Consider the following 22647-nt stretch of genomic DNA (forward strand, 5'->3'; position numbering starts at 1 on the left):
CCTATCTTAATTTTAACGTTGCTAACCCGCAGAGCACGAAGACAACTGTCATAATCCAAAAACGAACAATCACTTTTGGCTCTGACCACCCTTTTAGTTCAAAATGATGGTGGAGAGGAGCCATGCGAAATAAACGCTTGCCACCGGTGTATTTAAAGTACCCTACTTGCAAAATCACGGATACCGTTTCGAGAACAAATAACCCCCCCATAATGAGCAAGACTAGCTCTTGTCGGACGATAATAGCCACCATTCCTAGCGCAGCTCCCAGAGACAAGGAACCCACATCCCCCATAAAAACTTGGGCAGGATAACTGTTATACCAAAGAAAACCAAGGCCAGCGCCCACGAGTGCAGAACAAAAGATAGTCAATTCGCCAGTGTTGGGCACATAGGGAATGGCTAAATAATGCGCGTAGACTGCATTAGAACTTGCGTAGGCAAAAACGCCTAAAGCCCCTGCAACCATGACAATGGGTACAATGGCTAAACCATCTAACCCGTCTGTTAGATTCACTGCGTTACTACTTCCTACAATGACAAAATAAGCCAACAAGGGGAATAAAGGTCCAAGATTGATGAGTAAATTTTTAAAAAAAGGGACCGTTAATTGGGAAGTGACAGGAATGCTTGGGCTTAAATAAAGATAAATCACGGCCGCCAGAGCAATGACAGATTGCCAAAAATATTTCCATCTTCCTGGTAATCCTTTCGAATTTTTCCTGACTACTTTACGGTAATCATCAACCCAACCCACTATACCAAATCCTGTCGTCACTAGCATAACGAGCCATAGTGCTGGCTGGCGCAGGTCTCCCCAGAGTAGACTGCTTACCAGCACAGCTAACAAAATCAGCACCCCTCCCATCGTGGGTGTTCCTGCTTTTGATAGATGCGATTTGGGCCCATCATCCCGAACCATTTGGCCAATTTGCAAATTTTTCAACCAATTAATCATCATAGGACCACAAAGCAATCCAACAAGTAGCGCGGTTAAAGCGGCTAAAATGGAACGAAATGTCAAATATTGGAACACCCTAAATGCATGATATTGCCCTTGGAGTAGCTGTGTTAACCAATAAAGCATATTTTATCCCTCAAAGTTAGGTTGTGCGATCCGCATCAGGTTTACAAAAAGCGGCAATCATAGCACAATCTTAAGTTTCAACGCAGCAATTGGTGTACCACTTTTTCCATCGCAGAAGAGCGAGAACCTTTTACTAAAACGGTTGTGTCTTTGTCTAATTCAGGGAGCAAATCTCGCGCCAACTCTTCTTGATTTTTATAATGCTTTGCTGTCGAACCAAATGCTTTCGTACTGTGTTCGCTGTGCGTACCGCAGGTCATTAAGAGATCAATGCCACGTTGATGGGCAACATGACCAATTTCTTCATGATGCTCCTTTGTCCAGGCACCAAGCTCACCCATATCCCCAAGCACCAAAATGCGACGCCCCTGGCGTTTTGCCAACACGTCAATTGCCGTCAACACAGAACGTAAATTTGCATTATAGGTATCGTCAATAATCACCGCATCTTTTTTGCCCTTCAGGAATGTCATTCGACCCGCAACCCCCCGAAACTGGTTTAAACCTTCAGCGATATCAGCCAAGGAAATCCCTACGGCATAACAGCAGGTTGCTGCAGCTAATGCATTACGCACGGAATGTTCTCCAGGAACTTGCAAACTAATTTGTACGTTTCCAATGGGTGTTACTAAGGTAAACATTGCGCAGCCTGCTTCATTAAAAGTAATTTCTCGTGCGTAAACATCCACGGGCTTCGTTAGGGAGAAACGTAATGCCTTTTTGTCGGTTAATAATTCATCCCAGAAATGTGCATAGGCGTCATCATCATTGATAACAGCAGTGCCATCTTCACCAAGCCCTTGGTAAATTTCACCTTTTGCATTCGCCACGCCATCGATTGAGCCAAACTCTCCTATGTGGGCAGGAGCAATGTTGTTTATAAGGGCTACTTGAGGTTTTACGATGGCCACAGTGAAGGCTATTTCTCCAAGGTGATTGGCGCCAAGCTCAAATACTGCATAGCGATGCTCAGGCCGCAATTGCAGCACGCTTAACGGAGCACCGATATGATTATTTAAATTCCCAGGAGTCGCATGAGCAGGTTTTGGTAAAATGGAAGAAATCATTTCCTTCACTGTGGTTTTGCCATTGCTTCCTGTTAAGGCAATCACAGGACAATGAATAGCCAACCGGTACTGCGTTGCTAATTTTGCCAGAGCTTGTAATGTACTCGATACTACAATTTGAGGCACGGTAACTTGCGCATCTGCTCGACTGCAAATGACAGCAACAGCGCCTTGCGAAACCGCAGCCTTAATAAAATCGTGCCCGTCAAAATTTTCTCCATGCAAAGCAATAAATAAATCACCAGGTTTTACCTTACGGCTATCAATTGAAACACCTGTAATCAAAGGATTCTCTGCAAAAGAGCTGTTAAACAATTCGGCAATATTATTTAGATTTAGATTCATGATTTGCTTTGGGTAGTTAAAAAGATTAGTTTACTGATTTATATTCGTCATTGCGAGCGTTAGCGAGGCAACCCAAAGCAGAAGTTTAACGAAGCATTGGTTGCCTCACTTCATTCGCAATGACGGCCGCTTTGAAGGCCAAAAACGATTTGCATTAAACTCAGATAAGCTCTTGCTCACGAATATTAAGCTGGTTTCGATAGCGAGCCAAACTTGCTTCAGACAAAGGTTGTTTTTGTTCGTCGAGTAAGTGAGTATCCAAGCCATCCCTAAGTTGTTTTGCGGTTTCATGCATGATGGTGAAACGCTCCGCATCGATGACTGGATTCCCCGAAGAATGCATAAATAAACACAGTCCGCGCACGCTAAATGCACCAATGTTTTGTAGATCAAAAACGCCACTCGGTGTAGCCGCGGCTAAACTGCAGAGCACTGGCCCCTGACCATTAGCATGCTGATGGCGATGAAATAAGTTCCCTTCACCAAAGCGCAAACCGGCAGCAAGAACCGTTTGCAGAAGTTCATACCCGGCCAGTTGTCGATTCTCTTTGGCTAATAAAAACATCATCACCGACCTCCCTTTTTCCATAGCAACAGCATGCTCCATTTTTGCGCTCTCTGGCTCTACTGCGCTGTTAGAGGTATTTTTTAGGACAGCCTCATGATGATTAACCTCACCCTGAAGTTCACAATTGACTTTGCGCACTGCGATAATGTCGTCGAAATGCTTATTTTCAATTGACCCTAAGGAGGGCTGGTAGGTTGCAGGCGTTAAACTGCGGCGTCTTGCCTTCATTAAGCGTGCAATAGCAATCACGACCCCAATGAGCAAAAGAACATTAAGGATAAGACTCCAGTTTGCCTGCATGTTTTTACTCCTATACTAGTTTGTTTAACTACCATGTCGAGCACGTTGCGCCCTGATTCCCAATTTAATTTAACCTTCAGTCATTGCCAAGGCTTGTTCTACATCCACAGCAACAATACGAGACACACCAGGTTCACGCATCGTCACACCAATCAAATGCTCAGCTAATTCCATTGTCACCTTATTGTGAGTGATAAAAAGAAATTGCACAAATTGTGACATTTCTTTCACCATATCACAAAAACGCCGAACGTTCGCATCATCCAAAGGCGCATCCACTTCATCCAACATACAAAAGGGCGAAGGATTCAGCTGAAAAATCGCAAAAACTAAGGCAACTGCTGTCATTGCTTTTTCCCCTCCTGAGAGTAAGTGAATGGTGCTGTTTCGCTTACCCGGAGGTTGTGCCATTACTAAAATACCTGCTTCCAACAGATTATCACAAGTTAACTCCAACAGAGCACGCCCTCCTCCAAAAAGTCGAGGAAAAAGGGCTTGGAATGCCGTATTCACTTCATCAAAAGTCGCTTGTAAGCGCTGATGTGTCTCTTTATCCATTTTTTCGATGGCAGCATCAAGCGTTGCTAGTGCTTCGGTTAAATCATTGTACTGCTCGTCTAAATGCTGCTTTCGTTGAGATTCCGTTTCATATTCTTCGATTGCCGCTAAATTGATTGCACCTAATCGTTTAATTTTCTCAACGATATCTTGTAATTGCTGTTCACGCAAATTTTGGTTGACCTCTGTAGGTATAGAAGCACTGAGGGCATCGATCGTTGTATCAAACTCAGCTAAAGACTCAAGAATGCCACTGGCGCGAACAGCTAAAGCCTGCTCTTGTATTTGTTCTTGCTGGATTTTTTCTTGGATTAGTCTTGCTTGTTTTTCTTCTGTCCTAACAGTAACCTCTAATACCTCTAATTCTTTCGTTAGACTTGCTAATGCATCCCGCTTTCGATTCAATTCTGTTTCTAATTCATTATGCTGAGCCACTTTCACGGCTAACGATTCGGAGAGTGTAGTATCTGGCATTTCCATTTGCAGTAAGCGATACGCTAGCGTTTCCATGCGTTCAGTTAAAGTCTCCAGTCGTGATCGCTCCCGTTTGAGGTTATCGCTCAATTGCTGGATTTTTAATTTTTCCCGGTCAACCGTCAATTGACTTTGATGAAGCACAGTTCGGACGTCTTCTAGGGCTATTCGACTGTTCTGCAATGCCATCTCAAGCGTTGCTTTCTCACTATTTAACTGTTCCTGCTCCCGCTCATGGGTCTTTATGTCCTGGCTTTTTGCAAGCAACAACTGTTCAGCCCTTGTTTGTTGACTAATCAATTCTTCTAAATGAATATGCAGATCTTCCCTTTCTTCCGCTAATGCACTCTTTCTGTGTTGTATTTGTTGTAAGTCGCGCTCTTTCTGAGCAATTTCTGCCTGACATGCACGCAAATTTTCTTTATGAGTCGATAAGCTTTGTCTTACACTCTCCAGCTGCTCTTCGTTTTCTTTGACTTGACCATAAAGAAGATCACGCAAATCTTTTAATGCGGTTAAATCATCTTGAGCAACTCTGAGCGTTTCTTGAAGACTGGTTATTTCCTCTTGGCGAAGCAGTAAACTAGGTTCATCCTGAATTTCTTTTCCTGCAATTTTTATCCATCCTTTACCCAGCCAATATCCCTCTGCAGTGATCATGGATTCTTCAGGGCTTAAATGTTTTAGATGGGTAAGTGCCTCTTGCAATGAGGAGGCAATATAAATTTTATCAAGACTATGCATCCAATTCGGCTTATAGCCACTGATTTTATCCAATAAACGCGGGTAGCTGATCTGCGTTTGCACTTCTTGATTGGCCGTAACAAATAAGGCCGAACTTTCTTCCAATTCGCTCACTGCAAACCAGATATCCTCGAGTGAATCAACAATAATTGCCTGCAAACTTTCTGCTAACACCATCTCACAAGCAAATTGCCACTCTTTTTCTACCTTGATCTTTTCAACGAGGCGTGGCTTATCAGCCCAGTGAGCCAAGTTTGCCGAAGCATTGGCTTGTCGTCCTAACGCAGTCTGCTGTGCAGCAAGCAAGCTTGCCTGCTGTGTGTTTAAGCGATGTACTTTATCTTGAGCTTGATGGAGTAATTTTTCAGTTTCAGTGAGCTTCTCACGCAGCTTAAAACACGCGTCATGCAATTGCTGATGCTTGTCTTCCTCAAAACGAACGGTGGTTTGTAGACTTCTTAACATCTCTTGTTGCGCCGCAAGATCTGAAGAAGGGCTCTCCAACTCGAGCAATTTTAATTCATCATCGATTTTTTCCAGCCGTGTTCCCATCTGTTGACGTCGTTCATTGAGGTGCTGTAAACGAACTTGTTCAATTTGCATTTCTCGCAGCGCACTTGCCAAACAAGCCTGCACATGCTGAGTTTTCGTATTCCAACTGCTTTGTTCGAGTTGCTTTTCTTGTAATACCTGCTGTTTACACTCGAATTCTTCTTGCGCCGCTTGTAAATTTTTCTGCAGATTAATGAGCAGCTCTTCGCTAGTTTGTAAGGCGTCTTGATCCTGCGTCACCTGATGATTAGCTTGCTCCCAATCCGCTTGCATTTGTTGCTGATCAATTTGTAACCGTTGCTTTTCACGTTGATACTGTTGAACGCTCTCTTCAAGACGAGCAATATCAGTCGCTAATTGATAAAAATGGGCTTGATGTTGTTGGAAAGCTTCGTTGTCTTCATGGTATTTTTCTCTTATTGCAGTGCTTTGTTTATACGCTTCTGCTGCGTTCGCTTGATGCTTTTCGTAATCCAATAATAGGACTTTTAATTCGGTTTGTTTTTTTTGCTGTTCGTCCGTTAATGCTCGCCATTTTAAAGCCAAAATCTCTGCTTTACATAAACGCTCTTCTGCTTTCAGCACCTTATAACGTTCCGCCGCTTTTGCTTGACGTTCTAAACGCTGCAATTGCTTATCCAGCTCATCTCGTATGTCTGCCACACGCGCTAAATTTTCACGAGTATGCTCGATGCGCAGGACTGTTTCGCGACGACGCTCCTTATACTTGGAGACACCTGCCGCCTCCTCAAGATAGGCCCTTAATTCTTCAGGTCGCGCTTCGATAATGCGCGAAATGGTTCCTTGCCCAATAATGGAATAACCTCGCGCGCCTGCCCCGGTTCCAAGAAAAATATCCGTGATATCGCGGCGACGGCAACGACTGCCATTGAGATAGTATGCGGACTCCCCATCCCGGGTTACTACGCGCCTGACGGCAATCTCCTGATAACTGCCATACTGCCCTGTAAGGCGCCCCATGCTGTTATCAAAAACCAATTCCACTGAAGCTTGGCCAACCGCTTTGCGTTGTGACGAGCCATTAAAAATGACATCGACCATGGACTCACCACGCAGATTCTTGGCGGAACTTTCGCCCATCACCCAACGCACTGCATCGATGATATTCGATTTGCCACAACCATTCGGACCAACCACAGCAACGAGTTGACTTGGAAAAGGCACAATGGTTGGGTCAACAAAGGATTTAAATCCAGCCAGTTTTAACTGTTTTAAATGCATTAGAAACTAGTAAAATAATAAGGTAGCGGATTATAACTTGGAAAAAAGAGAAAGGAGAAGTTTTTGCGTCCCTGCAAATGGATTTCACCTGATTTTAATAGTCATAGGTCGATTCTTTTTGATTAATGCTTTCGGTTAAAGCCGGATCAAAATCAATGGATTGAGCTAAATTATCAATCCGGCTAATCGTGATTGAGCGCATACCAAAAGCAGGAGAAAATCGTGTGGTGATGTTTTGTTCTTTATTTAAAATATCGTAGCCAGATTCCCCCCAAGTCTTTTTTTCCACCTAGAGAGACCGCTATAATGCAATCAACGCAAAATTAGTAAACAAAAAGTGTAAAATTTGTTTTCATTCCTGACAAAACCTATACTTCTTGAGTAGTTATCTCATTTTAAATTCAAGAAATACAAAAACAGAATTGACGAAACTTAAGAAAACACATGAAAATAGAAGAACTATGGCCTTCAGGAGCTCGGATGACCCAGGACACAGAACTCAGTGAAATGATGCGCGCAGTTGCCGAAAAGAGCATGCGAATTTTACAAGGGTTTAGACAACAACCTGCGCAATTATCAAAACTTGTAAAGCAATACATGGATTTGACTAAAGATTTCCAATCCTTAGTTTCTGTGATCTTAAAAAATCCGGAACAGGTCTGGAAAATGCAAATTGCGTATTGGCAAGATGCATTGAGTTTAGCCCATGAACAATTCAATTGTTGGCTAGAAGGCAAACCCATGCCAATCACTGACCGCCGTTTTAGTAGCGATGAATGGGTAAATAATCCGTTTTTTAATTTCATGAGCCAACATTACTTACTCGCTAGTGAGCACATGAACTCGTTGCTTGAACACATTGAATACGGTGATAAGCAGCTCGCTCGAAGAGTACAGTTTTTCGCACGACAATATTTAGATGCGCTCTCTCCGGCTAATTTTCTACACACCAATCCACAGCTGATGGCGGAAACCCTACAAAGCCACGGCAAAAATCTATTAAAAGGCTTGCAAAACCTACTCACAGACATCGAAGCGGGCTCCTCGCGATTGATCATTAAAATGACCGACACTGATGCGTTCAAAGTCGGCCAAAATCTTGCGACCACACCTGGAAAAGTGATTTTCCGCAATGACATGATGGAGTTAATTCAGTACACCCCGCAAACGGAAAAAACCAGAGCGATTCCTTTATTAATGATTCCGCCCTGGATCAACAAGTATTACATTTTGGATTTAAGCGAAAACAATTCACTTGTCAGCTGGTTAGTTAAACAAGGAATAACTGTATTTATCATTTCTTGGGTTAATCCTGATGCAAGTTATGCCAAAAAAGGACTTTTTGATTACCTCAACGATGGGCCTATGGCGGCGATTAAAATTATCCAAAATCAGCTGAAAATCAAACAAGTGAACACGCTTGGTTTTTGTATCGGCGGAACACTGCAAGCTTGCATGTTAGCTTACCAGAAAGCACACAACGAAAAACCAGTGCGCTCGGCTACGTTTCTTGCTTCCATGATTGATTTTAGCGATCCTGGTGATATCTCAGTATTCATCGATGAACAACAAATTCGTCATATTGAAGAAGAAATGCATGCCAAAGGCTTTTTAGATGGACGATTTATGGCAAGCACTTTTAATTCGTTGCGCGCCAATGACTTAGTTTGGTCTTTTTTCATTAAGAATTACCTTCAAGGGCAAAATCCTGTGCCGTTTGATATTTTATTTTGGAATGCAGACATCACTAACATGCCTGCAAAAATGCACTCTCAATACTTGCGTTGGATGTATCTACATAATGATTTAATTAAGCCGGGCAAAATTCGTCTCAATCATATTCCCCTCGATGTCAGTCAAATCGACATTCCCACTTTTTTCGTTTCAACTCAAAAAGACCATATTGCCCCCTGGAAAACCACTTATCTTGGTTTTCAGCACATCGGTGGAAAGAAACGCTTCTTGCTGGGTGGCTCAGGACATATTGCGGGGATCATCAATCCGCCAGGTAGTGAGAAGTACAATTTTTATCGTAATACAAGCACGACACAAACGGCAGAAGAATGGTTAGAAAAAGCGAAACAACTTCCTGGCTCATGGTGGCCAGAATGGTTAAAATGGCTAGAGAAGCAATCTGGCCAACTTATTGATGCACCGAATTTTAACCAACTGCCTTTTAAAGGCTTAATGGACGCTCCAGGAGAATACGTGCACAAAACATATAAAACACATCCTGAGCAAATTGAGCCCCAACAACCGAGTGAATCCCCTCACCAACAAGACAAGCAAGAGACACTCATTGATGCACCTCTTGAGGTAAACACGACTTCTGATGCTGCAGCGTGAGGTAGTAACAAAAACACTGGCAATTTGCGAACCAACCCAAATTGCTAGCTAATTAAAATTCTGTCTGGGTTGGTTCGCTAACACTACAAAGGATGGATTGTTTCGCAAAATAATATCACTGGATTGGATTTTTTCTTGATTCTTGTACTAAAGAAAGCATTGCCTTCTCAATGATTTCATAGCTTTTTTGGAGGTAATTTAATGCATTGTGTCCATTTTCAACAGCCAAATTAATTTGTTTTTCCCATAACTCTTCAGGTTTTCTTAAGCTGGTAAACTCATCAGGCTTTAGATAATTAAATGCTTGCAGCGTTTTTACATTAAGCTCAGCAATTTCTTGAAAAGGGGCTTGGATTTTTTGTGCTATGTCATTTAGCTTTTCAAAAGGTTGATTCATGATAGTTCTCCCAAAAATGTTGCAGTGCACAATAATAGCCTAGTATTTACTTCTCTTGATGTCAAGCGATCTTCTTTTACTTTTTTTGCGGCGCAATATATTTAGAGTGGAAATGCATTGAGACACCGCGGAAAACCCGCGGTGTCTCAACAAAATTTATGGCAGAGTCGCTGGCACCAGTTATAGCTGGTTTTAAGATGAATAATGAAAAAAACTCTAATTTCCTCACCGATTTGAATATCAGTGTTTGAATTCGCCTTTGTTTTTAACTTCTTGTACGAAAGAAAGCATTGCTTTTTCCATAATTTCAAATGATTTTTGCATATAATCCAGCGCTTTATGGCCATTTTCAACTGCCAGGCTAATTTGCTTTTCTAGCAACTCTTCTGGTTTTTTTAAATTAGCCAACTCATCTGGTTTTATGTAATTAAAACCTTGCAAAGTCTTCACATTAAGTTCAGCAATTTCTTGAAAAGGAGCTTGCAATTTTTTTGCTATCTCGCTCCATCTTTCGAAAGGTTGATTCATGGTTACGTCTCCTCAAAAATGTTGCAGTGCACAACATTAGATTAGTACTCCTTTAGCCTAGCTGTCAAGTATTAAGCCTATTTTTTTTGCATTGCAGCAATTGTCTGCTTAAGGCTTAAAAAAGCTTTGCCATTGCTTCATCAATTGTTGCATTTGTTGATTCCAGGTATCGGTTGCTTTTTGATAATCATTCAAATAAGGGCTGCCTCCTAAGGTTTTCTCCAATCCAGAAAACATTTTCTCCAGCATGTCTTTAAATGATTTGCTCATTGGGTGATGAGCTAGAATAATTAATTGACGTAACATTTCCTGAGTTAAAAACTGGGTAGGGCCACTTTCCATTTCCACAAAAATTTGCAATAGAGTAGCGGTTGTTATGTCTTTGCCCGTGGTGGAATCTTCCACATGAAAAGGAATACCGTCAATCACATAAGATTGCAGCTCTTCAACGGTAATGTATTGACTTTTTTCAGTATCATAAAGTCTGCGATTTTTATATTTTTTTATTAGTCTTGCCATTTTACTCTCACACGAAGCCTTAAGCTTTTTGCCCTAATTGACACTACTCTATTTTTCCTAGTACATATGTAATCCACCATTAATACTTAAATTCGCTCCAGTGATGTAACGGCTTTTCTCATTAACCAAGAATTCCACAACCCACGCCACTTCTTCAGGCTCTGCTAGGCGTTTAGCAGGAATAAGCTCAATAATTGCCTTCAAAATATCAGGACGAATTCCCTGCATCAATCGCGTATTGACATAGCCTGGAGAAATACTATTTACAGTAATATTTTTTGTCATTAATTCCTGGGCAAGACTTTTAGTAAACCCATAAACACCTGCTTTAGAAGCAGCATAATTAGCTTGGGAAAATTGTCCTTTCTGCGCATTGACCGAAGAAATGTTGATAATGCGCCCACTCTCCTGTCTTCGCATGCACTCAACCACATGCCGAGTAACATTAAACATCCCGTCAAGATTAACACGCAAAACTTCATCCCATTGTTCTTTTGTCATTTTATGAAATACAGCATCTCGAGTAATGCCTGCATTGTTAATCAGCACATCAATGCGACCAAACTCTTTGATAATGCTGTCAACGACCACCTCGCATTGATCGAAATCCGTGACATCCATTCGTCGAAACAATGACTGTTGAAAACCATGATCGTGCAACTCAGACTGCCATAAGGCAGCCTTATCACTAGGAATCACATCAAGTGCAATCACTTTACCGTAGAGAGGATTCAACTGCTTTACAATTGCAGTACCAATATCACCCGTACCCCCTGTGATGAGGGCAATCTTATCCTTTTGCATGCTTCCCTCTCCCAAAGACTACATATATTGTCCGCCGTTAATATCCAGATTAGCGCCAGTTATAAAACCTGCACCAGGTGCTGCAAGAAAAGCAACTGCCTCTGCAATTTCCTCAGGTTTCCCCAATCGGCCAACGGGGATATTAGCAATAATACTTTCTAATACCTCTTCTTTCATTCCAGCAAGCATGGGCGTTTCAATGTAACCTGGAGAAATGGTGTTGACGGTGATCCCTTTACAAGCAACTTCCAGAGCTAAACTTTTGCTGAAACCGAACAGCGCTGCCTTGCTCGAGGCATAATTGCACTGACCAAACTGCCCTTTGCGACCATTAATTGATGAAATACTGATGATGCGGCCATATCCTTTATCTAACATGGGAGATAACACATTGCGTGTCACGTTGAACACTGAATTTAAATTGGCATTAATCACTTGTTGCCATTGTTCTGGTGTCATTTTTTTCAAACTCACATCGACCGTGATTCCAGCATTATTCACCAACACATCAATGCGCCCATAGCGTTCCATTACAAGAGTGGCTAGATTTTCGCAATCGGCAAAATTCTCAATGTTGGCATAGATGATATCGATATCGTAACCTGCCTCCTTTTGCATTGCTTGCCAGTGCTTGGCTTCCTCATGCTTACCGTGTTTAAAATAACAGGCAACAACTTGATAGTCCGCTGCAAGCCGTCTGCAAATTGCCGTGCCAATCCCACCAGTGCCTCCCGTAACCACAGCCGTCATCCGTTCCATAAAAAACTCTCCTCAAATTGTGATTGGTCATTATTACTTCAAAGCAAAAGTACGCGAATGTCAATCTTCATTGTTGGTGAATATTATAATTTTAGCAACAGATTATTTGCTGGCGCGAATTTAAGAGCACTTATTGATGTATGAAAAAATTTTTATTGGAAAGGAGGACGCTATACCGCGCAGTATCACGCGGTATAACAGTGCAGAGGAATATCAGCAAATAAAGTGAATCGCTCTAACTCAGTTTGGCAGGTTGTAGTACATAACCTCTTATATGGAGAGCAAATTGACGCAAAACGTCTAACCCTGACTCTTCCGCTTGTTTACACCACTGCTGCAATGCATCCACTAGTTCTTTTTGAGAACTCGCCGTCTTTAGCCAGATATTTTGTAAAGACTGACGGTAATTATAAACCACACGAATTTGCTCGTATTTTTCGAGCAATGTTTGTAACCGTGTTTTTGCTCGAGGGGATAATAAGATATCTTGACGACGCAACAGCCTTCCCGCACGCTGGAATAATCGCTTATCGGCTTTGTTGAGTGTACTGGAGCGCTCGTGCTTTAAAATAGGGCGTACAACTCGATGGTAGTAATGAGACATGATTTGAAAGCGATTACTAATAACGGCCTTCACTGTATCCAAATCAATATGCAATTTACCTGCATCACGAGCTAGCTTAGGCGGCAATTTTTTAACTTTAGCAAGACCTAAAAACGAGAGACAACGGATATAAAACCATCCAATATCAAATTCCCACCACTTTATCGAAAATTTGGCAGAAGAAGCAAAGGTATGATGATTATTATGCAATTCTTCACCACCTATCCAAAATCCCCAAGGAATGATGTTAGTGGCCGCATCAGGACATTCAAAATTACGATATCCAAAATAATGACCGATGCCATTAATAACGCCCGCTGCGTGAACGGGAATCCACATCATTTGAATTGCCCAAATGGAAATTCCAGGAAGACCGAAAAGCACAAGATTAATGAGTAACATCAATAAAATGCCTTTGGAGGAAAGTTTTGTGTAAATATTACGCTCCACCCAATCATTTGGCGTACCGTGAGAATATTTAGCAATCATTTCTCTGTCTTTAGCTGCGTCTCGATAAAGTTCTGCCCCCTGCCAAAATACCTTTTTCAATCCCAAAACCTTAGGACTATGGGGATCCCCTTCGATATCGCAGGTGGCATGATGTTTACGGTGAATGGCCACCCATTCAGCGGTAATCATTCCAGTAGTTAACCAAAGCCAAAATCGAAAAAAATGACTAATAATCGGATGCAAGGTTAAGGCACGATGAGTTTGATTGCGATGCAGGTATATCGTAACCGCAGCGATGGTAATTTGTGTTAACACAATCGTTGCTATCACATAACCCCATAATGACAGGTTTAAAATACCATAGATCATAAGCTACTCCGATTGCAAATTAATAATTTGACGACAACGATATTCGCTGAAAATCTGGTAAAATGCACAAAGAGCAACCTAGATTTAGGTAGAACAATATCAGCTGTCTTACTTTATAATAACACAAAACCTATAATTTCATTGCAACAATTCGACTTGTGAACGATAATTTTAGATATAACTTGTAAAACAGGACTCAAGCAATTCCTCAGGATAGAACTATGAATGGAAAATTAGAACGCTTATTTGAAAACTTAGTCCCCTTTCTTTTATTAGGAATTGCTGTTGCGCTTGTAATAGGGCTGTTCATTATGTTTTCTTATGTTTTAATGTGGGGGTTTTTGATTGGCCTCGTAATGTGGGCAATTTATTCGGTAAAAAATTTACTTTTCCCTCGGCAAGCTAGCACCCCTCCGGTTAAGCGCAAAGGACGGATTATAGAACATAATGATCAAGACTAATATCCTATCAATCTCAAGGTATCTTTGGTCTTTGTGAATGGTTAATTGAATAGAATGCCTGAATTACCCGAAGTAGAAATTACACGACAAGGCATCAGCCCGTTTTTGCTTTATCAAACGATCACTGCCACTGTGATAAGGCATCAACAATTACGCTTGGTTGTTCCGCCAGACCTTCAACAACGGTGTGTAGGAAAACAAGTTAAAGCCATTTCACGTCGAGCAAAATACCTGCTATTCGAGTTATCTGAAGGTTTTTTGCTCAACCATCTAGGTATGTCGGGACACTTACGAATCGTTACACAAGATGTTGCGCCAGGTAAGCATGATCATCTTGATTTAATCTTAAGCAATGGAAAAGTACTTCGCTACAATGACCCTCGTCGCTTTGGCCTTTGGCTTTATATAGAGAAAAATCCTGATCACCATCCTCTCTTAGCGCATTTGGGACCTGAACCTTTATCTGAAACTTTTAACCCAACGTATCTTTTCAGTCGTGCTCGCGGCAAAACGCAAAACATTAAAGCATTTATCATGAGAAATGATATTGTGGTGGGCGTGGGTAATATCTATGCCACTGAAAGTTTATTTAAGGCAGGTATTCATCCATTAACCGCTGCTGGCCGTGTGACTTTTGCCGATTTTGCCAAACTTGCTCCCTCCATTAAGCAAGTATTGCAGCAGGCAATTCATGCTGGAGGTACAACACTGCGTGATTTTTATGCCGCAGATGGAAAACCGGGTTATTTTGTCAACAAACTGCAAGTGTATGGTCGTAAAAATATGCCTTGTTATCAATGCAGCACGACAGTTGAAACCGTAACCATTGCGGGACGTACTTCTGCATTTTGCCCTGTTTGCCAACCTAAAACTTAAGTGGATAAATCTTAATAAACAGGAAGTGAGACAGTATTGTGTAACCAGCGATTTTTATCTCCTTTTTTAGCATCTATTGTTAATCCATATTTGAGAATTCGCATTCTTTTCTCTTCGCAACCAGAAAGACTTGCAGTATCATCAAGCCACTGTTTACCCTTCATTCATGATTATGAAAATCAGCAAATTACGTACCCAATGGATTATGGTTCTTTCTGCTTTATACACTGCGAATGCTTGCTTCCGCTCTATCGTAAGAAGTTTTTTAGGAACCACTAACCGAGCATGGGTGGATCGCACTATCCTTCGCTGGGCGAATCGCATTCTTAATTTAGTGAAGGTGCAATGTAAAGTCATCAATCCCTATCATGTCAAACCGCTGCCAGGTAGAGCCACAATCATCATGTGCAACCACAGTAGCCTGTATGATATTCCCATTAGCTTTAAGGCATTTCCTGAATATTCAATTCGCATGCTCGCTAAAAAAGAATTATCAAAAATACCGCTCATGGGAAAAGGAATGGCTGCAGCAGAATTCCCTTTTATTGATCGGCACAACCGACATCAGGCAGTGAAAGATTTAGAAAAAGCACGTCAACTGTTAGAAAGCGGTATCATTATGTGGATAGCGCCTGAAGGAACTCGCTCCAAGGACGGTAAACTGGCTCCCTTTAAAAAAGGCGCATTTATTACGGCCATTGCCGCTCAAGCCATGATTATTCCTGTGGGTATTCGTGGTGCTTATGACATTCTTCCGGCACGGACTACTCAATTTAATGTGAATCAAACGGCTGAAATACATGTTGGCAAAGCAATCGATGCTTCTCAATATACCTATGAAACTCGGAACAAACTGGTTGAGGAAGTCCATCAAGCAATAAAAGAATTAGTGGGAGAGTAATTTCCCAAAGCGGTCGCGCGCGCTAATAGTTAAAACCATACCCTTGTTTCTGCTGCTGTTGAGTAATCACCGCAGCTAATCCCATGTCTCTTGGATCAGAGGCAGCAGTAACAAGGTTATTTGCTTTATCCCATGTAATTGCCTGCATATCGCCGTAATACTGTTTCAGTAGCATCAACTTATAGCCCATTGCTTTCAAGTCCGCTTGAAGGGTCGGAGAAAACGTTTCTGGTTCAATTTGTAACCAATCAGGCAAGTATTGATGATGGAAACGCATACCAGAAACTATGGTAATTGCACCTTGGAAATCATTAAATGCTAAAGAAGCTAATAATACCATTGTCGGAATACGACTTCCTCCAGGCGTTCCCAAAATAGCTAACCGTCCTGGCATTTCAAGAAAAGTAGGAGCCATACTTGATAATGGCCTTTTTCCAGGCTGAATAGCATTAACATCACTGCCCACTATACCATAGACATTTCTAGCTCCCGATTTAATAGAAAAATCATCCATTTCATCATTGAGCAATACTCCGGTACCTGCAGGCACTACACTGGAACCAAAAATATAATTAACGGTCATTGTTGCGGAAACACGATTACCTTCATTGTCTAAAATAACCATCTGAGTGGTACTTTGACTCTCCTTATCGGACTTTGCGCCTTGTAACACGTCGCTGGGTAAAGCCTTATTTGCAGGAATTAATTGTCGTAACTGTTTTGCATTCTCAGCAGACAACAGCATGTCTAATGGGATGTTCACAAAATCAGGATCGGCTAAAAATCTAGCCCGTTGCCAAAAAGCGAGTCGCATCGCTTCGACAATATAATGCACCCATTGCACTTTGGTTAGAGACTGCAACGGATAATCAGCCAATATATTTAACATTGTAATCAGCCCTACTCCTCCCGCGGAAGGTGGAGGTGCAGTAATAATCAACATGTTATGAAATGCACTTTGCAATGGTTCACGCACTTTAATTTGATAACGCGCCAGGTCCTCCAAAGACCAGATTCCTCCAGCAGCCCTTACTCCCTTTACCAATCGGTTAGCAATTTCTCCGCGATAAAAACCATCATGACCTTTCTCAGCTAATGTTTTTAAGGTCTTAGCTAGGTCCGGTTGCTTAAGTTGCTCACCAATTCGATAAGGCAGCCCGTTGTGCAAAAAAACAGCAGCACTATCTGGATAACGCTTGAGCATTTGCAGGCGATCTTGCAATGTCAGAAAATAATTAAATTGGTGATCGGCAGCAAACCCCTGTTCGGCAAGACGAATTGCAGGTGCTAAAGATTTCGCTAAAGGAAGACGCCCATAATGTTCGGCAACATAAACGAGTGTAGCAGGCTCACCGGGTATTGCGGCAGCTAGTCCCCCATTCAGTGACAATCCAGGCACAGGATTACCTTCTTTATCCAAAAACATATCCTTATGGGCGGCCAGCGGGGCAATTTCACGCCCATCAATAAAGACATTTTTTTTATCTTTTTCAATATGCAATAGCCAAAAACCTCCACCTCCTAATCCAGAATGATAAGGTGCTACTACAGCAAGTGTTGCGGCAACCGCCACAGCGGCATCGAACGCATTGCCACCGCCCGCAAGTATTTCTAATCCAGCATTGGTTGCCAATGGATGGGCTGAAGCAACAGCATAGGCTGGAGGAGTGGAGGGAAACTCTGCTCTACCAAACGAATGAATGCCTAATAGGGCGATAAGTAATGCTATAGCTTGCGATGCCTTCATGGATTTTGCTTTCTCCGTTGCTCCAGGGCTCTAACGACAGAAGAGGGTACAAATTGAGAAACGTCGCCACCTAAAGATGAAATTTCTCGCACTAGAGTTGATGAAATAAACATCAAGTGTTCAGATGGGGTTAAGAATAGGGTTTCTATTTCCTTTGATAATTTGCGGTTCATACCCGCCAACTGAAATTCATATTCAAAATCATTGACAGCACGAAGCCCTCGTAAAATGATATTTGCTTTTTGTTCATGGACAAAATCAATCAATAAACTATTAAAACCTATCACTGAGACGCCAGGTAAAGCGCCTACAGCATCTTGTATTAACTCAATTCGCGTTGCTAAGGAAAGATAAGGCCGCTTTGCACTATTACTTGCGACACCGACCACAAGTTCTGGAAAAAGCTTAGAGGCACGCGTAATAATATCGACATGACCATTAGTCACTGGATCAAAAGTCCCTGGATAAATTGCTTTGTGTTTCATGATAACAAGCTTTAATTGCAAGTTTTGGCAGTCTAGCGTATTGTGATAAGAAAAACTATTGCCTTAACAAGGATGAAACGGAGGATTGCAAATGATTGCCATTCGCAGTGTTTGTATTATTTCTTTCTTACTACTCTCAGCCTGCGCACACCACGCACCGATTGAAGCCCCTCTTAATCCTGAACTTTCTCGAGTTCCCGAAGTGACTGCGGAAACAGAAACATCCGTCAGTAAGGATCAATCCATTACTCAGACAGACGCTCGAACTCGGACTAAACCAGCGCTTGATGAGAAAGAAACGGTTCCTGCTGATGGCAAAGTACTCGGTGAAAATAAAAAAACGACCAAAGAAATTGCTGCTTCTCCTGAAAAAGAGAAAAAAGGAACGAAATCATCCTCAGCAGCTTCCAGAGTCTCTTCATGGGATATTTCTGGCGCACTGGCTGCACGAAGTAAAAATAAAGGCTGGAGCGCTTCTGTTAATTGGGTGCAACGAGGGGCTAGCCAATACCAAATTCGTCTGTCAGGTCCTTTAGGAAGCGGAACGGTTATGATTAGCCGAAGTGGCGGTGCTGTGACCCTCCGTGACGGCCCGAAAACCGTCACATCGGCAAATGCGGAGTCCCTGCTGAAACAGCAAACTGGCATTCGACTTCCTGTGACAAACTTATATTATTGGATAAGAGGCATTCCTGCCCCTGGTGCAGTTCAAGGAGAAAAACGTGATCCTGCTGGTCATTTAACTCTACTAAAGCAGGGAGGTTATACTATTCAATACTTGCAATATACTTCTACTGCAGGCACCCTTCTTCCTACAAATGTAAAACTTCAGGGTAATGGTATTTTCATTAAATTCATTATTAAAAACTGGAGAGTATAACCAGTTAGCTTTTTAGAGGGCCATCAATTTTCAAGCGGAAAAAATAAAGTTGGTGGCTACTGGTGTTAACTGCTTAGAGCTTGGGAAATGTAAAAATAAACATTCATCCCGTTGACAAGACCTCAAATACTTTGCAAAATACGCAGCACGTTGCATTCGTGCACACTATTCATGGAATGAATAAGCCTAGTCTACATTTTGTCTGAGATAGTAGAATGTAAACAGGCTCTAATGAGAATCTACAAAACTTTTTGGGGTGTCGCCAAGTGGTAAGGCACAGGGTTTTGATCCCTGCATTCCTAGGTTCGAATCCTAGCACCCCAGCCACAATCTTGTTGATTCAAGTAAACAGACGGCAGAAGATACCCGGGAAGGATGCGTTCATCCGGATCGCTCAAATAATAACTATATCTTTCTGGCTGTCTTCTGCTATGTGTTTAAGATAACCTGGCTAAACTCATCGAAGGCTTTTTACACATGTCGACAATGATGATCTTCACCGGCAATGCTAACCCAGAGCTGGCACTTAAAATAGCTTCCCATTTGCAGATTCCTATCGGTCAAGCGACTGTAGGCACCTTCAGTGATGGCGAAACCATGGTTGAAATACTTGAGAATGTTCGTGGCCGCGATGTCTTTGTCGTGCAATCGACTTGTGCTCCAGCTAACGACAATTTGATGGAATTGTTAATCATGGCGGATGCCTTGCGGCGCTCTTCTGCAGGTCGAATTACTGCGGTTGTTCCCTATTTTGGCTATGCTCGCCAAGACCGCCGCGTTCGCTCAGCACGTGTTCCAATTACGGCGAAGGTGGTGGCAGACATGATGGCATCGGTTGGTATCTGTCGAGTTCTCACTGTGGATTTGCATGCTGACCAAATTCAGGGTTTTTTCTACATGCCTGTGGATAACGTTTACTCCACCCCCGTGTTGCTTGAAGACATTAAGCAGCAAAATCTGCCTAATATTATGGTTGTTTCTCCGGATGTAGGAGGGGTAGTTCGTGCACGTGCCATGGCAAAATTACTCAATGACGCAGAATTATCCATTATCGACAAGCGCCGTAGTGGTCCAAACAAATCCGAGGTGATGCATATTATCGGAGAACCGGCTGGGAGACATTGCCTCATTATTGACGATATTGTGGATACAGCAGGAACATTATGCTCAGCCGCTTATCAATTAAAGGGGAATGGCGCTACCAGCGTAAGAGCATACATTACTCATCCCGTTTTATCAGGACCTGCAGTAGAAAATATTAAGCACTCTTCTTTAGACGAGGTCGTTGTCACCGACACTATACCTCTTAGTGAAGCAGCAAAGCGCTGTGAGAAAATTAGGGTAGTCAGTTTAGCTGATATGCTTGCCCAAGCAATTAAGCGAGTGAATGTTGAAGAATCGGTAAGCTCAATGTTTACAGAGTAATTAATCTCGCCTCAAGCCCGGAATAGTGATCATTGTTTAGCGTTAATCAAAAGGAAGCTTAAAGCTTCCTTTTTACATCAGAGTAGCGCAGAACTTTAGTCTCGCGTACCCACGTATTTATCGTCAAAATATTTGCGTAGCTTAGTCCTTAGTGTGCCTCTGCTTATGCCTAGCATAATCGCTGCACGTGATTGGTTATACTTGCAATGTTCCATTACAGCGCGAAATAGAGGCGTCTCAATTTCCTCAAGAACAAACTGGTACAGGTCAACAGGATCAGTTCCCTTCAGCTCGGCGAAATACTTCTGCACTGATTGAGTGACACTCGCGGCCAGTGACGCAGTTGAATCCCCGGCTTCACTACTGATTGTTGTCATTATTATTCACTCCTCCTTTAAAAATCAGCATCTTACCTAATAGAACAATTCCTGACAAGTCTACTTTGGAAAATTTGACTTAAACTCAGGAATTATCGAGCGAATTAAGCATGCTCAACTCACTCTAATCGAGTTCATTTTGTATGTGCTCAGTTCCTTACCAGAGAACAACCGTAGAGTTCCGCACTTCCATTTGGTCGTTCAGTTAAATATTAACGAGAAACTACCCCACCATTTTCATTGGAATTTCAACATTGCAGAATTAAAGGGTTTACCATTAACTGTTAATTGACCTTGGTTAAGATTTATCTCAACAACATAGTCATCCCCCTGCACTGCAAGAACACCTGATTGAACCATTGACGCCAGTTGATTATCGGCAGCGGTTGCAGCCTGCTGCGCAATAACAGCGGGATCAGTAGGTGGAACAGTCGGCGCAGAAGTAGCAGGTGCTGAGCTGGCCGCATTTCCAGAGTTCATTGGTTGAGCTGCTTGCTGTTGTTGCATTTGCTGCACGATACCTTGCTGAATAGTTTGTGATGGCTGGGGCGATGACATCATTCTCTGCCGAATTGACTCCGTAAGGAGGTTTTTAACCACGGTGGCAGGAACTTTTATTTTGCCATTTCCTTGAATCTTCTGGATTAGCTCAAAAGGATTAGCTGCTTCTGACTTGGGTAGAGAAACCAGCAAATTACCTTCAACGGTTCCTTGGGGCATTACAAAGTTCATTTCTGTCACTTCAAATTCAGCGCCTTTACTGAGTAACTGTGGCAATTCGGGTAAGATGGCTAACAACGCTTGTTGGCGTTGCGCATCTGATCCTTGTTGAATTTGATTTGCTTGCTGATTGATTTTAGCAAGTGCAACAGCATCGAGGTTTCTAATCGCTATTTCTAAATGACCTGGACCATACGTTTTATCATTAGCGACTATTTTGTCTACCGAAGATTTAAAATGGGAGTGAAATAAACCGTCTTCAATGTTTGTATCTGAATGCACATCGAATTGGGAAAGCTCAAAAATCTTCTTCTCACTGTTTGTAACAACAAGCGAAGGAAAAGATAAGCTTGCGTCACCCGTGTACAATCCTATGTCTGTTCGATGCATATTGTATTCACTAGTAATCGATGACAGGATTGTTTTTATCTGCTCTTTAGTGATGCGTAAACCATCCACAGTCAAATTACCATCCACCTTATCCATGTTGGAGGAAAGACTCGTAGATGAGGTCATCCCTAGCCAATCTATTTGGCCATTCCCTTCTTTGGCAATGAGCTTAAACGCGGGAACAGAAACATCAATACCAGTGTTATTTAAGTAGCTAACGAATAAACTTAAATCCAGCTTTGGCTGAGTGGATTCTGCAGAAAACGCATTGCTCAATTGCTCAGCAAATTTTTGCGGCAGTGTTAACTCGGTATGCGCATAACCCAAGCCAAATCTGACACTTTTATTAGCAAATATGACTGGACCATGGTGAATAGTGAGTGGCATTTTCAGGCTATAGTCTTGCGCGGGTACCGTTTCTGATTGACCATCTGTTGAAGAAACCACATGTTCGGGCACATGTAAGCCCCAATTCAGTACTGCTTTGGAAGTAAACCAACCACGCTTGTAAGATTCAATGTTTGCAGAAAGACCGTTAGACTGGTTTACCATACTGAGGTCATGTCTCACTGTTCGTTCGGTGAGATACCCCATACCATAATATGAGAAGAGGACTAGAGCAGCTAGAATAATCACTAATCCTGTGAATTTTTTCATTATTATCTCCGAGTT

21 protein-coding genes and 1 tRNA gene are annotated in these 22647 nt (G+C 42.2%); 7 read left to right on the forward strand and 15 right to left on the reverse strand.

The genetic code is table 11. The features are described 5' to 3' along the window. Position 1 precedes the first annotated feature (1 nt). The 5 genes from mraY to B5D33_RS09750 form a co-directional block, all read right to left on the reverse strand. Positions 2–1087: a phospho-N-acetylmuramoyl-pentapeptide-transferase gene (mraY, locus tag B5D33_RS09730; RefSeq protein ID WP_058451865.1), complete on the reverse strand. Its 1086-nt coding sequence runs from the start codon at positions 1085–1087 to the stop codon at positions 2–4. A gap of 77 nt (positions 1088–1164) precedes the next feature. Beyond that, a complete protein-coding gene (locus tag B5D33_RS09735) occupies positions 1165–2499 on the reverse strand; it encodes a UDP-N-acetylmuramoyl-tripeptide--D-alanyl-D-alanine ligase (RefSeq protein WP_058451866.1) in 1335 nt (444 codons plus the stop codon). Positions 2500–2659: 160 nt separating this feature from the next. After that, a complete protein-coding gene (locus B5D33_RS09740) occupies positions 2660–3367 on the reverse strand; it encodes a cell division protein ZipA C-terminal FtsZ-binding domain-containing protein (RefSeq protein WP_058451867.1) in 708 nt (235 codons plus the stop codon). A gap of 69 nt (positions 3368–3436) precedes the next feature. Further along, positions 3437–6937, reverse strand: coding sequence for a chromosome segregation protein SMC (smc, locus tag B5D33_RS09745; RefSeq protein WP_078767405.1), 3501 nt, complete (start codon positions 6935–6937; stop codon positions 3437–3439). A gap of 94 nt (positions 6938–7031) precedes the next feature. Next, positions 7032–7226, reverse strand: a complete 195-nt coding sequence (locus B5D33_RS09750) for a hypothetical protein (protein ID WP_058451868.1) — start codon at positions 7224–7226, stop codon at positions 7032–7034. A gap of 191 nt (positions 7227–7417) precedes the next feature. Between B5D33_RS09750 and B5D33_RS09755 the strand changes: the two genes are divergently transcribed. Continuing rightward, on the forward strand, positions 7418–9283 hold the full coding sequence (locus B5D33_RS09755) for a PHA/PHB synthase family protein (protein WP_078767406.1): 1866 nt from the start codon (positions 7418–7420) through the stop codon (positions 9281–9283). 115 nt (positions 9284–9398) lie between these two features. On the opposite strand, the gene B5D33_RS09760 is transcribed toward B5D33_RS09755, so the two are convergent. The 6 genes from B5D33_RS09760 to B5D33_RS09785 all read right to left on the reverse strand — a co-directional run bounded on the left by B5D33_RS09760 (position 9399) and on the right by B5D33_RS09785 (position 13713). Continuing rightward, complete coding sequence (locus B5D33_RS09760) at positions 9399–9680, reverse strand: phasin family protein (RefSeq protein WP_058451869.1); 282 nt, start codon at positions 9678–9680, stop codon at positions 9399–9401. A gap of 240 nt (positions 9681–9920) precedes the next feature. Beyond that, positions 9921–10208, reverse strand: a complete 288-nt coding sequence (locus tag B5D33_RS09765) for a phasin family protein (RefSeq protein WP_058451870.1) — start codon at positions 10206–10208, stop codon at positions 9921–9923. Between the two features lie 108 nt (positions 10209–10316). Continuing rightward, positions 10317–10727 carry a polyhydroxyalkanoate synthesis regulator DNA-binding domain-containing protein gene (locus tag B5D33_RS09770; RefSeq protein ID WP_058451871.1) on the reverse strand — a complete coding sequence of 137 codons (411 nt, stop codon included), beginning with the start codon at positions 10725–10727 and terminating at the stop codon, positions 10317–10319. 57 nt (positions 10728–10784) lie between these two features. Further along, the gene (gene phbB, locus B5D33_RS09775; RefSeq protein ID WP_058451872.1) at positions 10785–11531 is read right to left on the reverse strand and encodes an acetoacetyl-CoA reductase; all 747 of its coding nucleotides are present in this window, start codon (positions 11529–11531) and stop codon (positions 10785–10787) included. An 18-nt stretch (positions 11532–11549) separates the two neighbouring features. Further along, positions 11550–12290: an acetoacetyl-CoA reductase gene (gene phbB / locus B5D33_RS09780; protein ID WP_058451873.1), complete on the reverse strand. Its 741-nt coding sequence runs from the start codon at positions 12288–12290 to the stop codon at positions 11550–11552. 235 nt (positions 12291–12525) lie between these two features. Continuing rightward, entirely contained in the window at positions 12526–13713 is a 1188-nt protein-coding gene (locus tag B5D33_RS09785; RefSeq protein ID WP_058451874.1) for a DesA family fatty acid desaturase, read from the reverse strand. Between the two features lie 221 nt (positions 13714–13934). Here B5D33_RS09785 and B5D33_RS09790 point away from each other — a divergent pair, with 221 nt between their 5' ends. The 3 genes from B5D33_RS09790 to B5D33_RS09800 all read left to right on the forward strand — a co-directional run bounded on the left by B5D33_RS09790 (position 13935) and on the right by B5D33_RS09800 (position 15951). Beyond that, entirely contained in the window at positions 13935–14174 is a 240-nt protein-coding gene (locus B5D33_RS09790) for a hypothetical protein (RefSeq protein WP_058451875.1), read from the forward strand. Positions 14175–14228: 54 nt separating this feature from the next. After that, on the forward strand, positions 14229–15050 hold the full coding sequence (gene mutM, locus B5D33_RS09795; RefSeq protein WP_058451876.1) for a bifunctional DNA-formamidopyrimidine glycosylase/DNA-(apurinic or apyrimidinic site) lyase: 822 nt from the start codon (positions 14229–14231) through the stop codon (positions 15048–15050). 172 nt (positions 15051–15222) lie between these two features. Beyond that, positions 15223–15951 carry a lysophospholipid acyltransferase family protein gene (locus B5D33_RS09800; protein WP_058451956.1) on the forward strand — a complete coding sequence of 243 codons (729 nt, stop codon included), beginning with the start codon at positions 15223–15225 and terminating at the stop codon, positions 15949–15951. Between the two features lie 22 nt (positions 15952–15973). Here B5D33_RS09800 and ggt read toward each other — a convergent pair whose 3' ends face one another. Beyond that, the gene (gene ggt / locus B5D33_RS09805) at positions 15974–17698 is read right to left on the reverse strand and encodes a gamma-glutamyltransferase (protein WP_058451877.1); all 1725 of its coding nucleotides are present in this window, start codon (positions 17696–17698) and stop codon (positions 15974–15976) included. After that, on the reverse strand, positions 17695–18183 hold the full coding sequence (coaD, locus tag B5D33_RS09810) for a pantetheine-phosphate adenylyltransferase (protein WP_115304850.1): 489 nt from the start codon (positions 18181–18183) through the stop codon (positions 17695–17697). Before coaD ends, ggt begins: the two co-directional genes overlap by 4 nt. A 91-nt stretch (positions 18184–18274) precedes the next feature. Here coaD and lolB point away from each other — a divergent pair, with 91 nt between their 5' ends. The 3 genes from lolB (at position 18275) to B5D33_RS09825 (ending at position 20488) form a co-directional block, all read left to right on the forward strand. After that, positions 18275–19063 (forward strand): lipoprotein insertase outer membrane protein LolB, encoded by a 789-nt coding sequence (lolB, locus tag B5D33_RS09815; RefSeq protein ID WP_078767407.1) that lies wholly within the window; start codon positions 18275–18277, stop codon positions 19061–19063. Between the two features lie 252 nt (positions 19064–19315). Beyond that, positions 19316–19390: transfer RNA gene (locus B5D33_RS09820), tRNA-Gln, on the forward strand. 150 nt (positions 19391–19540) lie between these two features. Continuing rightward, positions 19541–20488, forward strand: coding sequence for a ribose-phosphate pyrophosphokinase (locus B5D33_RS09825; RefSeq protein ID WP_058451879.1), 948 nt, complete (start codon positions 19541–19543; stop codon positions 20486–20488). A 95-nt stretch (positions 20489–20583) separates the two neighbouring features. On the opposite strand, the gene B5D33_RS09830 is transcribed toward B5D33_RS09825, so the two are convergent. Together B5D33_RS09830 and B5D33_RS09835 are read right to left on the reverse strand one after the other, a co-directional pair. Continuing rightward, positions 20584–20865 (reverse strand): helix-turn-helix domain-containing protein, encoded by a 282-nt coding sequence (locus B5D33_RS09830; protein ID WP_045098212.1) that lies wholly within the window; start codon positions 20863–20865, stop codon positions 20584–20586. Between the two features lie 237 nt (positions 20866–21102). Next, positions 21103–22632: a YdgA family protein gene (locus tag B5D33_RS09835; RefSeq protein ID WP_058451880.1), complete on the reverse strand. Its 1530-nt coding sequence runs from the start codon at positions 22630–22632 to the stop codon at positions 21103–21105. Between the last annotated feature and the right edge of the window lie 15 nt (positions 22633–22647).

It is taken from the genome of Legionella maceachernii (assembly GCF_900167045.1).
Taxonomy (GTDB): Bacteria; Pseudomonadota; Gammaproteobacteria; order Legionellales; family Legionellaceae; genus Tatlockia; species Tatlockia maceachernii.

Excerpts from the sequence above, each read along its gene's own strand:
- mraY (WP_058451865.1), bottom strand. The coding sequence starts at position 1,087 with ATGCTTTATTGGTTAACACAGCTACTCCAAGGGCAATATCATGCATTT.
- B5D33_RS09735 (WP_058451866.1), bottom strand. The coding sequence starts at position 2,499 with ATGAATCTAAATCTAAATAATATTGCCGAATTGTTTAACAGCTCTTTT.
- B5D33_RS09740 (WP_058451867.1), bottom strand. The coding sequence starts at position 3,367 with ATGCAGGCAAACTGGAGTCTTATCCTTAATGTTCTTTTGCTCATTGGG.
- smc (WP_078767405.1), bottom strand. The coding sequence starts at position 6,937 with ATGCATTTAAAACAGTTAAAACTGGCTGGATTTAAATCCTTTGTTGAC.
- B5D33_RS09755 (WP_078767406.1), top strand. The coding sequence starts at position 7,418 with ATGACCCAGGACACAGAACTCAGTGAAATGATGCGCGCAGTTGCCGAA.
- B5D33_RS09760 (WP_058451869.1), bottom strand. The coding sequence starts at position 9,680 with ATGAATCAACCTTTTGAAAAGCTAAATGACATAGCACAAAAAATCCAA.
- B5D33_RS09765 (WP_058451870.1), bottom strand. The coding sequence starts at position 10,208 with ATGAATCAACCTTTCGAAAGATGGAGCGAGATAGCAAAAAAATTGCAA.
- B5D33_RS09770 (WP_058451871.1), bottom strand. The coding sequence starts at position 10,727 with ATGGCAAGACTAATAAAAAAATATAAAAATCGCAGACTTTATGATACT.
- phbB (WP_058451872.1), bottom strand. The coding sequence starts at position 11,531 with ATGCAAAAGGATAAGATTGCCCTCATCACAGGGGGTACGGGTGATATT.
- phbB (WP_058451873.1), bottom strand. The coding sequence starts at position 12,290 with ATGGAACGGATGACGGCTGTGGTTACGGGAGGCACTGGTGGGATTGGC.
- B5D33_RS09785 (WP_058451874.1), bottom strand. The coding sequence starts at position 13,713 with ATGATCTATGGTATTTTAAACCTGTCATTATGGGGTTATGTGATAGCA.
- B5D33_RS09790 (WP_058451875.1), top strand. The coding sequence starts at position 13,935 with ATGAATGGAAAATTAGAACGCTTATTTGAAAACTTAGTCCCCTTTCTT.
- mutM (WP_058451876.1), top strand. The coding sequence starts at position 14,229 with ATGCCTGAATTACCCGAAGTAGAAATTACACGACAAGGCATCAGCCCG.
- B5D33_RS09800 (WP_058451956.1), top strand. The coding sequence starts at position 15,223 with ATGAAAATCAGCAAATTACGTACCCAATGGATTATGGTTCTTTCTGCT.
- ggt (WP_058451877.1), bottom strand. The coding sequence starts at position 17,698 with ATGAAGGCATCGCAAGCTATAGCATTACTTATCGCCCTATTAGGCATT.
- coaD (WP_115304850.1), bottom strand. The coding sequence starts at position 18,183 with ATGAAACACAAAGCAATTTATCCAGGGACTTTTGATCCAGTGACTAAT.
- lolB (WP_078767407.1), top strand. The coding sequence starts at position 18,275 with ATGATTGCCATTCGCAGTGTTTGTATTATTTCTTTCTTACTACTCTCA.
- B5D33_RS09825 (WP_058451879.1), top strand. The coding sequence starts at position 19,541 with ATGTCGACAATGATGATCTTCACCGGCAATGCTAACCCAGAGCTGGCA.
- B5D33_RS09830 (WP_045098212.1), bottom strand. The coding sequence starts at position 20,865 with ATGACAACAATCAGTAGTGAAGCCGGGGATTCAACTGCGTCACTGGCC.
- B5D33_RS09835 (WP_058451880.1), bottom strand. The coding sequence starts at position 22,632 with ATGAAAAAATTCACAGGATTAGTGATTATTCTAGCTGCTCTAGTCCTC.